The organism is Micromonospora sp. NPDC003197, assembly GCF_053590565.1.
The window spans coordinates 1-11,808 of sequence record NZ_JBSFTE010000025.1; the positions used below are offsets into that span (position 1 = coordinate 1).

The 11,808-nt window shown below is 69.3% G+C and carries 11 protein-coding genes and 1 pseudogene; 3 read left to right on the plus strand and 9 right to left on the minus strand.

Annotated elements, in window-relative coordinates; all coding sequences use genetic code 11:
• The first annotated feature begins 77 nt into the window (after positions 1 to 77).
• Positions 78 to 659: a GyrI-like domain-containing protein gene (locus tag ACWDV4_RS23630; protein WP_449982423.1), complete on the plus strand. Its 582-nt coding sequence runs from the start codon at positions 78 to 80 to the stop codon at positions 657 to 659.
• On the opposite strand, the gene ACWDV4_RS23635 is transcribed toward ACWDV4_RS23630, so the two are convergent.
• The 8 genes and pseudogenes from ACWDV4_RS23635 to pgsA form a co-directional block, all read right to left on the minus strand.
• Positions 649 to 1,320: a DUF402 domain-containing protein gene (locus ACWDV4_RS23635; protein WP_449982426.1), complete on the minus strand. Its 672-nt coding sequence runs from the start codon at positions 1,318 to 1,320 to the stop codon at positions 649 to 651. The genes ACWDV4_RS23630 and ACWDV4_RS23635 overlap by 11 nt on opposite strands.
• 108 nt (positions 1,321 to 1,428) lie before the next feature.
• A complete protein-coding gene (locus tag ACWDV4_RS23640; RefSeq protein WP_449982429.1) occupies positions 1,429 to 2,178 on the minus strand; it encodes a YebC/PmpR family DNA-binding transcriptional regulator in 750 nt (249 codons plus the stop codon).
• Between the two features lie 422 nt (positions 2,179 to 2,600).
• Positions 2,601 to 3,206: a pyridoxal 5'-phosphate synthase glutaminase subunit PdxT gene (gene pdxT, locus ACWDV4_RS23645; RefSeq protein ID WP_449982431.1), complete on the minus strand. Its 606-nt coding sequence runs from the start codon at positions 3,204 to 3,206 to the stop codon at positions 2,601 to 2,603.
• Complete coding sequence (gene pdxS / locus ACWDV4_RS23650) at positions 3,206 to 4,123, minus strand: pyridoxal 5'-phosphate synthase lyase subunit PdxS (protein WP_449982434.1); 918 nt, start codon at positions 4,121 to 4,123, stop codon at positions 3,206 to 3,208. The genes pdxT and pdxS overlap by 1 nt, the downstream gene beginning before the upstream one ends.
• A gap of 171 nt (positions 4,124 to 4,294) precedes the next feature.
• The gene (locus ACWDV4_RS23655; protein WP_449982437.1) at positions 4,295 to 4,795 is read right to left on the minus strand and encodes a hypothetical protein; all 501 of its coding nucleotides are present in this window, start codon (positions 4,793 to 4,795) and stop codon (positions 4,295 to 4,297) included.
• A gap of 96 nt (positions 4,796 to 4,891) precedes the next feature.
• The gene (locus ACWDV4_RS23660) at positions 4,892 to 6,052 is read right to left on the minus strand and encodes a glycosyltransferase family 4 protein (protein WP_449982439.1); all 1,161 of its coding nucleotides are present in this window, start codon (positions 6,050 to 6,052) and stop codon (positions 4,892 to 4,894) included.
• Positions 6,053 to 6,169: 117 nt separating this feature from the next.
• Positions 6,170 to 7,108 (minus strand): annotated as a pseudogene (locus tag ACWDV4_RS23665) (phosphatidylinositol mannoside acyltransferase); the annotation flags it as partial.
• The gene (gene pgsA, locus ACWDV4_RS23670; protein ID WP_449982441.1) at positions 7,105 to 7,731 is read right to left on the minus strand and encodes a phosphatidylinositol phosphate synthase; all 627 of its coding nucleotides are present in this window, start codon (positions 7,729 to 7,731) and stop codon (positions 7,105 to 7,107) included. The gene pgsA and the pseudogene ACWDV4_RS23665, both read right to left, overlap by 4 nt.
• 252 nt (positions 7,732 to 7,983) lie before the next feature.
• On the opposite strand from pgsA, the gene ACWDV4_RS23675 reads away from it, so the two are divergent.
• A complete protein-coding gene (locus ACWDV4_RS23675) occupies positions 7,984 to 10,143 on the plus strand; it encodes an elongation factor G-like protein EF-G2 (protein ID WP_449982444.1) in 2,160 nt (719 codons plus the stop codon).
• Between the two features lie 123 nt (positions 10,144 to 10,266).
• Here ACWDV4_RS23675 and ACWDV4_RS23680 read toward each other — a convergent pair whose 3' ends face one another.
• A complete protein-coding gene (locus tag ACWDV4_RS23680) occupies positions 10,267 to 10,779 on the minus strand; it encodes an HIT family protein (RefSeq protein WP_449982664.1) in 513 nt (170 codons plus the stop codon).
• A 210-nt stretch (positions 10,780 to 10,989) separates the two neighbouring features.
• Here ACWDV4_RS23680 and ACWDV4_RS23685 point away from each other — a divergent pair, with 210 nt between their 5' ends.
• Positions 10,990 to 11,748: a D-Ala-D-Ala carboxypeptidase family metallohydrolase gene (locus tag ACWDV4_RS23685; RefSeq protein WP_449982447.1), complete on the plus strand. Its 759-nt coding sequence runs from the start codon at positions 10,990 to 10,992 to the stop codon at positions 11,746 to 11,748.
• Positions 11,749 to 11,808: the final 60 nt, after the last annotated feature.

Here is an 11,808-nt window from a genome sequence, read left to right on the forward strand (position 1 = left end):
TCGATACGACAAGCTGGCGGTCCGCTTCCAAGCCGTCCTGACCATCACCATCATCACCGAGTGGCTCTGACCAGCTTATGAAACACGCCTTAGCCGCCCAGATGGCGGCGGACGCGGTCCGGCTCTCCACGGTGGAGGCGAGGCTCCGGATGATCGAAGAGGAAGGCCACATGGACACCGAGGAAGTCGTACTCAAGAAGCTCAGCCCGATCCGGGTCGCCGAGTTGACGGCCATCGCCGCGAGCTACGGCCCGGAGCACATCGGGCCGGCCATCGGCCCGCTCTACCCGGAGCTGTACCGACGGACCGAGGCCGCCGGGGTAACCCCGACCGGGCCGTCGTTCGCCTACTACGAGGCGGCACCGGACGAGGCCGGCGATGATGCGGTCGTCGTACACGCCGCGCTGCCCGTGACGGTCGGCCCTCGGCCCGGTTACGACTTCGCGGTCGTGGACCTGCCGGCGGTCGACCTCGCCGCCTCGATCATCCACCATGGACCGATGACCGACGTGCAGCGTAGTGACCAGATCCTCGCCCGATGGATCGACGCCAACGGCTACCGACCGGTCGGCCTGCACCGGGAGATCTACCTCGACTACCACCCGGACGCCGCTGAGAAGGGAGTGACCGAACTCCAGATCGCGGTGGTCAGGAGCTGACCGGCAACGGCGGGCTGTCCCGGTGAGCGGTGACCGGCAGGTCCGTCCAGTTCGATGGTAGGGACGGGGGCAGCCAGGCGGGATCCGGCTGCCACCTGGCCCAGCCCTCGTCCCACCACCGATGCCCCGCATCGAGGAGAGCGGCGATTCGGTGTCCTTCGGCCCGAATCGCCGCCGCTCGGCCCGGATAGCGTCCCGCCACCAGACGCTGCTCGAACTCCTCGACGTCCTTCCAGGCGTAGCGGTCGGCGTCCGCCGCCCACCACAGGTCCAACTCGTGATCGAGGGTGTCGATGCCGATCCGGGTACGCCGAAACGGGTCCTGCAGATTGAAGTACCAACCCGCGAAGGACCGTTCCGGACCGGTCCAGAAGACGTCGATCGAGTGCGCTTCCCCCGGCCGGTGCAGCATCAGTTTCCCGTGCCCGGACCATTGGCTGCGTTCAGCCTGCCAGGGGTGCCTACCGGTGGGAAACCGGCCGGTCTCCGGGAAACCGAAGACCGTGCCGGTGGGCACGTAGAGGGCGAGGAGATCGTCGGAATCCTCGACGCAGATCGTCGGGAAGGCGAACCACACCTCGTCGAGCAGGATCTCCCGCCGTACCACGACATCACCGGGGGCGAACCGGCTCTCCGGTTCGGTAGTCCCAGTCGTGGTCATCCGCCACCCCCTCACCCTCGACTCCAGGCCGAACAACAATCGGACTCCGGGCCGGATTATCGAACTCCAGGCCGGACTACCGCCCGGTGGCGTCACCGGTCAGGACCGTCAGCCGACGGCCTCCATGACCTCGTCGGAGACGTCGAAGTTGCCGTAGACGTTCTGCACGTCGTCGCAGTCCTCCAGCACGTCGATCAGCTTGAAGACCTTGCGCGCGCCCTCCTCGTCCAGCGGCACGTTGACGCTGGGGATGAGGGAGGACTCGGCCGACTCGTACTCGATGCCGGCGTCCTGCAGTGCGGTGCGGACCGGGATGAGGTCACCCGGCTCGGAGACCACCTCGTACGCCTCGCCCAGGTCGTTGACCTCCTCGGCACCGGCGTCAAGCACCGCCATCAGCACGTCGTCCTCGGAGAGACCAGCCTTGGGGACAATCACCACACCCTTGCGGGAGAACATGTACGACACCGAGCCGGCGTCGGCGAGCGAACCGCCGTTACGGGTCAGCGCGGTGCGTACCTCGGTCGCGGCCCGGTTGCGGTTGTCGGTCAGGCACTCGATGAGCAGCGCCACACCATTCGGGCCGTAGCCCTCGTACATCACGGTCTGCCAGTCCGCGCCGCCGGCCTCCAGGCCGGAGCCGCGCTTGACCGCACGATCGATGTTGTCGTTGGGGACCGAGCTCTTCTTGGCCTTCTGGATGGCGTCGAACAGGGTCGGGTTCCCCGCCGGGTCACCACCGCCAGTACGTGCCGCCACCTCGACGTTCTTGATCAGCTTGGCGAACATCTTGCCGCGCTTGGCGTCGATGACCGCCTTCTTGTGCTTGGTCGTCGCCCACTTTGAGTGGCCGGACATGGATGACCTCCGTAGCTACCCCGACTCGGCGTCACCCTCCACGATCTCCACATTCCGCCCAATTTCCACCGTGATCGATGCACAACCCGGTGGTCATGATGCGCGAAGGCAGCCGCGGCCAGGCTCGGCTCCTGAAACGGGCCAATCTTACCGGCGGCCCGCCGCGCCGTAACCACACCACCACCGGCGGCGCTCCGCTGACAGTTCTTGGTGGCTTACCGCCCCTAGCTACCGGGGCGGCCACCCGCGCCAAGATCTAGACGATCTGTTCCAGGGGTGCATCTGCGTGAAGAAGCGAGGGCATGGCCATGATCGGAACAACGCGGAAACTTTTTCGGGTCAGAGGCCGAAAAAGTTTCCGCGCTAACCCTCGCTTCCTTGCGTAGCCCCGCACCCCTTGGAATGGATCGTCTAGCGCTGCCTCAGACCGTGGCCCGGACCATGTCCACGAAATAGCGGTGTACGCGCAGATCACCCGTCAGTTCCGGGTGGAAGGCGGTGGCAAGCAGGTTGCCCTGCCGGACCGCCACCACCCGGCCGGCGGCCGGACCGTCGGTCACCCGGCCCAACACCTCCACCCCGTCGGCGACCCGCTCGACCCAGGGTGCCCGGATGAAGATCGCGTGAAAGGCCGGCCCGGGAACGCCGCTGATCTCCACCGGTGCCTCGAACGAGTCGACCTGCCGACCGAACGCGTTACGCCGTACGGTCATCTCGATCCCGTCGAAGCCGCGCTGGTCGGGCCGGCCGTCGAGCACCTCGGTGGCGAGCATGATCATCCCGGCGCAGGAGCCGTAGACCGGCATGCCGTCAGCGATCCGCTTCCGGATCGGGTCGGCCAGCCCGAACACGTCGGCCAGCTTGCTCATCGTGGTCGACTCGCCGCCCGGAATCACCAGGCCGTCGACCTCGTCAAGCTCGTCGGGGCGACGCACCGGCCGGGCGGCGACACCGCTCTCGACCAACGCGTTCGCGTGTTCGCGTACGTCGCCCTGCAGGGCGAGCACACCGATGGTGGGGCGCGCCATCACCAGCCGCGCTCGGCAAGCCGGTGTGGGACGGGGATGTCGTCGACGTTGATGCCGACCATCGCCTCGCCCAGGCCACGGGACACCTTGGCCAGCACGTCCGGGTCGTCGTAGAAGGTGGTCGCCTTGACGATCGCGGCGGCCCGCTGCTCCGGGTTGCCGGACTTGAAGATGCCGGAGCCGACGAAGACGCCCTCGGCACCGAGCTGCATCATCATCGCCGCGTCGGCCGGGGTGGCGATACCCCCGGCGGTGAAGAGCACCACCGGCAGCTTGCCGGTCTCGGCGACCTCCTTGACCAGTTCGTACGGTGCCTGCAGCTCCTTCGCCGCGACGTACAGCTCGTCGGTCGGCAGCGAGGTCAGCCGGCGGATCTCGTCCCGGATCTTGCGCATGTGGGTGGTGGCGTTGGAGACGTCACCGGTGCCCGCTTCGCCCTTGGAACGGATCATCGCGGCACCCTCGGTGATCCGACGCAGCGCCTCGCCCAGGTTGGTCGCCCCGCACACGAACGGCACGGTGAAAGCCCACTTGTCGATGTGGTTGGCGTAGTCGGCGGGGGTGAGCACCTCGGACTCGTCGACGTAGTCGACGCCGAGCGCCTGAAGCACCTGCGCCTCGACGAAGTGCCCAATCCGGGCCTTGGCCATCACCGGAATCGAGACGGCGTTGATGATCCCGTCGATCATGTCGGGGTCGCTCATCCGGGAGACGCCGCCCTGGGCCCGGATGTCGGCCGGCACCCGCTCCAGCGCCATCACCGCGACGGCACCCGCATCCTCGGCGATCTTCGCCTGCTCGGCGTTGACCACGTCCATGATCACACCGCCCTTGAGCATCTCGGCCATTCCCCGCTTCACGCGGGCGGTGCCGGTTACGGGCGTGGTGGCAGCAGACTGCGTAGCGGCTTCGGACACGGCGTTTTCGCTCCTCAGAGGTGGTGAAATGCGACTCAGCCCCGATGCTACTGCGGGCTCGGCCCCGGACCGACAGCCAATCGACCCACTGGTGGCCTGCCCTGTGGCACCGCTCACGCCCTGCGCTGGGGGCACCGATCACCCCAACGGCCGGACCCGATCACCGGGGGCTCACGCCACCGACAAGGGCTCCGGGGTGAGGGTCGGGTCGTCCACGTCGAAGTAGCGGGGACGCTCATGCTTGCGGGACATACGCAACAACCGTACGACCGGACGTCGCCGTACGGACAGGGCGTCCCGGACCAGGTCGGTGTGCACCTGACGAGCCAGCACCAACCGCCGGCTGGCCCCGATCACGGCCTCCGCCGCCTGATCGTCCGGTCCCAGTGGAGTACTGCGCAACTGGCGGGTCAGGTCGTTCTCGGCGGCCTCCCGCTCGTCGGGTCCGGCATCTAGGGCGATCCGGGCGGCCGCGTACAACTCAACGGCGTAACACTCCTCAGCCAGCACCGCGGCGGCCGCGGCCCGACGCAACAGGTGCGCGTCCAACCCCCGTGCGGCCGCCTCGACCCGCCGGTGGAGCCGATCGACCCGGGCCGCCGTCCACGCCAGGTACGCCGACGTCAGGACAACCACCACGACGATGCCCACCACCCACCACATGCCCGGCATCGTAGTGTCGCTCCCATTCAGTCCGGCGACGGCGCATCCGACGCCCACGGCGCTTCTGCGAACCCACGCCACATCCGATACCACATCCGATACCGGTCAGCGCGGTTCAATCCACTCCTCGTCGATCACCCGACCGTGGGTGGCCTCGATCGCTGTCTCGTATACCTCAAGAACTCGACGAGCAACCACCGGCCAGTCGAAGGATGACACCACCTGCGTAGCGCACTCCGACAACTCCGTGCGCCGGTCCGGGTCGTCCAGGAGTTCGGCGAGCGCCTGACGCAACGCCACCGAATCACCCGTGGGGAAGAGCTGCCCAGCGCGGCCGCCGTCCAGCACCCGACGGAACGCGTCCAGGTCGCTGGCCACAACCGTCGTCCCGGCCGCCATCGCCTCGGTCAGGATCATCCCGAACGACTCGCCGCCGATGTTGGGGGCCACGTAGAGGTCGACGCTGCGCAACATCCGCGCCTTCTCCTCCTCGGGAACCATGCCGAGGAAGGTGATCCGGTCCCGCAGGTGAGGTGGCACCCCCTCGTGCAGGTCGGCCACGTCGCCCGGCCCGGCCACCAGCAGCCGCAGTCCGGGCCGCTGCTCGGCCAGGGCCACGAACGCCTCGCGCAGCACCGGGAAGCCCTTGCGCGGCTCGGTGAACCGGCCCAGGAAGCCCAGTGCTCCGCCCTCACCCGGGCGACACTCGCCGGGCCAGCCCGGCAGCGGCTCAGCGTCGGCGAACTTCGCCACCGCGACCCCGTTGGGGATCTCCACCGCGCCCCCGTCGAGGTGTTCCACCTGCACCTTTCGGGCCAACGCGCTGACCGCGATGCGAGCGGTGATCCGCTCCAGCACGAGTTGCAGGATGCCCTGCGCGGCGGCCATCGCCTTCGACCTGGTCATCGCGGTGTGGAAGGTCGCCACCACCGGTCCCCGGGAGGACAACACGGCCAACAGCGACAGGCTGAGTACGAACGGCTCGTGAACGTGCAGCACGTCGAAGTCGCCCCGGGCCAGCCAGCGGCGTACCCGGGCGGTGGAAACCGGGCCGAAGGTGATCCGGGCGACCGAGCCGTTGTAGGGGAACGGCACCGAGCGCCCGGCCGGCACCACGTACGGCGGCAGCGGCGCGTCCTCGTCTGCGGGGGCCAACACGCTGACCTCGTGACCGAGGCTGATCAACGCCTCGGCAAGGTCCATGATGTGGTTCTGCACCCCGCCCGGAACGTCAAACGAGTACGGGCACACGATGCCGATCCGCACTGGCGCCGCCTCTCAGACCGGCCCGGACGTGGACGGGGGGCGCATTCTGGCGGACTCCCCCGTCGACGGACTCGCCCCAGCGGGGTCACCGGCCAACGGTGCGGACACCGACGGGTCGCCCGTCGTCGGGCTGACCCCGACCGGCTCCGCCGGGGCGGTGGTGACGGCGTCCGACGGGTCGTCAAGCCAGATGCGTTGCAGCATGTGCCAGTCCTCCGGGTGCGCGGCGATGCCCGCCGCCAGGCGGTCGGCCACCTGTTGGGTGAGCGCCCGAACCCGCTGGTCCAGTGAGCCGCTCTCCGGGTCGGGCACCTCCAGTGGGCCCTCCAGCCGGGCGCACGCCATGTCCGGTTCGTACCACATCGAGGCGACGTAGAGTGGCGCGCCGGTCCGGATGGCGAGCAGCGCCGGCCCAGCCGGCATCCGGGTACGGCCGCCGAAGAAGGTCACCTCCACACCCCGCGCGGAGAGGTCCCGGTCGGCGAGTAGCGGTACGACATGTCCGGCGCGTAGCCGCTCGACCAGGATGTCAAACGGTGGCCGCGGCCCGCCGTGGCTCGGGATGATCTCCATCCCGAGCCCTTCCCGGAAGGCGAGGAACCGCTCGGCGACCGCCTCCGGCTTGAGCCGCTCGGCAACCGTGGTCAACGGCCAACCCATCGCCGCCACCCAGGCCCCGGCGGCGTCCCAGTTGCCGCCGTGTGGCAACGCCACCACCGCGCCCCGACCGGCGGCCACGTCCTCGGCCAGCAACTCGTGCCGCTCCAGCCGGAACCCGCGACGTACCTGCTCCTGGGACAGGGAGGGCAGCCGGAACACCTCCATCCAGTACCGGGCGTAGGAGCGCAGGCCGCGACGGGTCAACGCGTCGAGTTCCGCCTCCGGCAGCTCCGGACCGACCACCCGGCGGAGGTTGGCGGCGAGTCTCGCCGTACCCCGGCCGCCCTTGCGGTGGGCATGGTCGGCACCCGCGCGGAAGACCGCCTCGGCCAGCGGCCGAGGCAGCGCCCGTACGACGCGCCAGCCGGCAAGATAACCGAGTTCGGCCAGATTCACGCGTCCACGTCCAGCTCGGCCCGCTGCGCCTGGCGGTACACGTGGGCGATCCGCTGTCCCACGGTGATCAGCGACAGGACCGCCAGCACCCAGAGCGCTGCGGTCAGCCCCCAGTCGACGACCGCGCTGAGCAGCCCGCCGACCCCGACGATGATCAGTCGTTCGGTGCGCTCGGCGAGCCCCACGTTGCAGGTCATGCCCAGCCCTTCGGCGCGGGCCTTGACGTAGGAGACGATCTGTCCGGCGACCAGGCAGATGAGCGCCGCCGCGACCCCCCAGGAGTCACCCTGGCTGGCCAGCCAGTAGGTCACCGCGCCGAAGATGGCGCCGTCGGCGATCCGGTCCATGCTCGAATCCAGGAAGGCGCCGAATTTGCTGGAGCCGCCCCGCATTCGGGCCATCGTCCCGTCGAGCAGGTCGGTGAGCGCGAACACGGTGACGATGAGGGCGCCCGCGACCAGGTGCCCACGGGCACCGAATCCGATCGCGCCGATGAGTACGCCGACAGTGCCCGCGACCGTGACCGCGTTCGGGGACACCCCGCGACGCAGGAGGGTACGTGCGATTGGTTCGACAACGCGGGCCATACCCGCCCGGGCCGACACTTGGAAGATCTTCGCCATGGCGGTCTCACGATATCGGTCGCCGGGCCGCAGCGGTACGCACGGTGGCGCCTACTTCGCGTCGCGGGGTTGTGTACGGACCGATACGGGTGTGGGATCGGTAGAGGAACGTGAGGTAGGTCACCCGACTGCCTGGCAGGTTCCCAGCACGCAACACGCCACCCGAGGATATCGCCGCAGGAATCGCCCGGGCAGCTCCCCCGTCGCGCGCGGCGGTCGCCACCATCCATCGGCCTAGGGAGGTGCGCCCGAATGGCGCAGAGGAATCAGGAGAAGGGAGTCACCGGCGCGACGCCGGTGGTGACCGAGCCCGGCAGGGTTCGCAACGTGGTGCTCGTCGGTCACTCCGGGGCCGGTAAGACCACCCTGATCGAGGCGTTGCTCTCCGCGACCGGCACGGTCAGCCGGGCGGGTACCGTCACCGACGGCACCACCGTCTGCGACCACGATCCCGCCGCGATCCGCCAACAGCGTTCGGTGAGTCTGGCCTGCGCGCCGCTCGTCCACGACGGCGTAAAGATCAACCTGCTGGACACCCCCGGGTACGCCGACTTCGTCGGTGAGCTGCGCGCCGGACTGCGGGCCGCCGACGCCGCCCTGTTCGTCGTCTCCGCCGTGGACGGCATGGACGCCGCCACCGCCGCCCTGTGGGAGGAGTGCGCGGCGGTCGACATGCCCCGGGCCGTCGCCGTCGCCCGACTGGACCACCCCCGGGCCGACTTCGACGAGACGGTGGCGCTGTGCCAGCGCGTCTTCGGCGACAACGTCATGCCGCTCTACCTGCCGATGCTCGGTGACGACGGTGTCTCGATCGCCGGTCTGCTGGGGCTGATCACCCGGCGGGTCTTCGACTACACCGCTGGCCTGCCGGCGGTCGTCCGGGACCCGGATCCGGAACACCTGCCCGCCATCGCCGAATCTCGGGACGAGCTGATCGAGGGCATCATCGCCGAGAGCGAGGACGAGACCCTCATGGACCGCTACCTCGGCGGTGAGGAGATCGAGGTCTCGCTGCTCATCGAGGACCTGGAGCGGGCCGTGGCCCGGGGACACTTCTACCCGGTGGTGCCGGTGTGCGCGGAGACCGGAGTGGGCCTCGACGGCCTGCTGGAGGTGCTGACCGCCGGGTTCCCGTCGCCGCTGGAACACGAGTTGCCCGCCGTCGTCGGGACCGATGGCTCGCCCCGGCCGCCGCTGACCTGTGACCCGGACGGCCCCCTGGTCGCCGAGGTGGTCAAGACCACCATCGACCGGCACGTCGGCCGGGTGTCCCTGGTCCGGGTCTTCTCCGGCACGCTACGGCCGGAGCAGACCCTGCACATCTCCGGACACGGCATGGCCGAACGGGGGCACCCCGACCACGACGCGGACGAGCGGGTCGCCCACATCTACTCGCCGCTCGGCGCGACCCTGCGCGAGGTGCCGGAATGCCGGGCAGGCGACATCTGCGCGATCACCAAATCGGGTACGGCGGAGACCGGCGACACCATCTCCGCCAAGGACGATCCGCTGCTCATCGCCCCGTGGGAGATGCCCGAACCACTGCTGCCGGTGGCGATCGTCGCCAAGACCCGGTCCGACGAGGACGCGCTGGCCAAGAACCTGGCCCGGCTGGTGGCCGGCGATCCGACGATGCGGCTGGAGCGCAACCCGGAGACCCACCAGTTGGTGCTGTGGTGCATGGGCGAGGCGCACGCCGACGTGGTGCTCGACCGGCTGCGGGCCGGTGGGGTCGACCTGGACACCGAACCGGTGCGGGTCGCCCTGCGGGAGACCTTCGCGGCCAACTCGAAGGGGCATGGCCGGCACGTCAAGCAGTCCGGCGGCCACGGCCAGTACGCGGTCTGCGACATCGAGGTGGAGCCGCTGCCCCGGGGCGGCGGTTTCGAATTCGTGGACCGGGTGGTCGGTGGTGCCGTGCCGCACAACTACATCCCCTCCGTGGAGAAGGGGGTACGCACCCAGATGGATCGGGGCATCGTCGCCGGTCATCCGGTGGTGGACGTACGGGTGACCCTGTTCGACGGTAAGGCGCACAGCGTCGACTCCTCGGACGCCGCCTTCCAGACCGCCGGGGCCCTGGCCCTGCGCGACGCCGCCGAGAAGGGGCAGATCCTCCTCCTGGAACCGGTCGACGATGTGGTCGTCCGGGTTCCCGACTCGTTCGTCGGCGCGGTGATGAGCGACCTCTCCGGCCGGCGTGGCCGGGTGCTGGGCACCGAACCCGACGAGAGCGGCGAGCGGACCCTGGTCCGAGCCGAGGTGCCCGCCACCGAACTGATCCGGTACGCCGTCGAACTCCGGTCGATGACCTCGGGTACCGGCACCTTCCGACGGTCCTTCGCCCGGTACGACCCGATGCCCGCCCACCTCGCCGAGCAGACCCGCAAGAGCGCCCTAGCCGGGGAGTAGCTAGCGGCCGATGCCCGCTCAGGCTCAGGCCGGCGGGTCCGCTCAGGCCGGCCGGCCTGAGTAGCTACCGGCCGGCCGGGTCGGTTCACGTCGGCCGGCCTGAGTAGCTACCGGCGGGTCCGCTCAGGCCGGCCAGGCTTCGGCGAGCATGTCCCGGGTGTCGGCGAGCAACTGCGGCAGCACCTTGGTCTGGCCGATGACCGGCATGAAGTTGGCATCGCCGCCCCAGCGTGGCACCACGTGCTGGTGCAGGTGGGCGGCGATGCCGGCACCTGCCACGCCGCCCTGGTTCATGCCCAGGTTGAACCCGTGGGCGTTGCTGACCTGACGGATCACCCGCATCGCGGTCTGGGTGAAGACACCGAGTTCAACGGTCTCCGCCTCGTTCAGGTCGGTGTAGTCGGCGACGTGCCGGTAGGGGCAGACCAGCAGGTGCCCCGGGTTGTACGGGTAGAGGTTGAGCACCACGAAGACGTGCCGCCCCCGGGCGACCACCAGGCTCTCCCCCGGCTCCTGCCCGGGTGCCCGACAGAACGGGCAGCCGGCCGGTTCCTCGTAGCCCCCGGCCGGTCGGTCACCGCCGGAGATGTAGGTCATCCGATGCGGCGTCCAGAGCCGCTCCAACCCGTCTGCCATCGCGGTGCCCGCGCGCCAATCCACCCCTGTCACACCGCCGATCCTACGGTTCGGCGCGATCGGGGTGGCCATGCCGTCGCCGCCCCCTCACCAGGTACCGGAGCAGATCGGTAGTTCGAAACAATGTCAACGAATGAAGGCTCTTGACCTCCAACGCCAACATCATGAAACTTTCATCCAATAATCCTGATATTCATCGATGGAGGTCTCATGGCTCTACGTACCGCTTCGATGGTCCGGCGGCTGGGCAGACTGCTCGCGGCCTGTGCCCTCGCCGCCGCCACCACCCTGGTCGGCGTCGTCGTGACCGGCACCGCCGCACAGGCGGACGGCTGCTACACCTGGGGACGTGCCCTCGTCTCGGGAATGACCGGCGAGGACGTCAGACAACTCCAGATCCGCATCTCCGGCTACCCCGGCTACAACTCGGAGCTGGCGCTCGACGGATCCTTCGGTCCGGCAACCCGGTCCGCCCTGATCCGGTTCCAGCAGGCGTACGGCCTCACCGCCGACGGCGCGGCCGGGCCGCAGACGTTCAGCAAGCTCTACGCGTTGCAGGACAACGACTGCACCCCGATCAACTTCAGCTACGCGGAACTGAACGGCTGCAACAGCACCTGGTCCGGCGGGGCGGTGGCGGCAGGCACGGCCCGGTCCAACGCGCTGGTGTCGATGTGGAAGCTCCAGGCACTGCGGCACGCCCTCGGCGACCAGTCGATCCGGGTCACCAGCGGGTTCCGCAGCTATTCCTGCAACAGCGCGGTCGGTGGGGCCTCAAACAGCCGTCACCTCTACGGCGACGGGGTCGACCTCGGTGTCGGGCCGCACTCGCTGTGTCGCCTCGCTCAGCAGGCCCGCTACCACGGTTTCACGCAGATCCTCGGTCCGGGTTACGTCGGACACAACGACCACGTACACGTGGCCGACTCTCCGTCCCGGTTCTGGTCCGCCCCCACCTGCGGCATCTGACCTGACCGGACGTTAGGAAGGGCCCCTTCCTATGCAGAAAGCGATAAGAAGGGGCCCTTC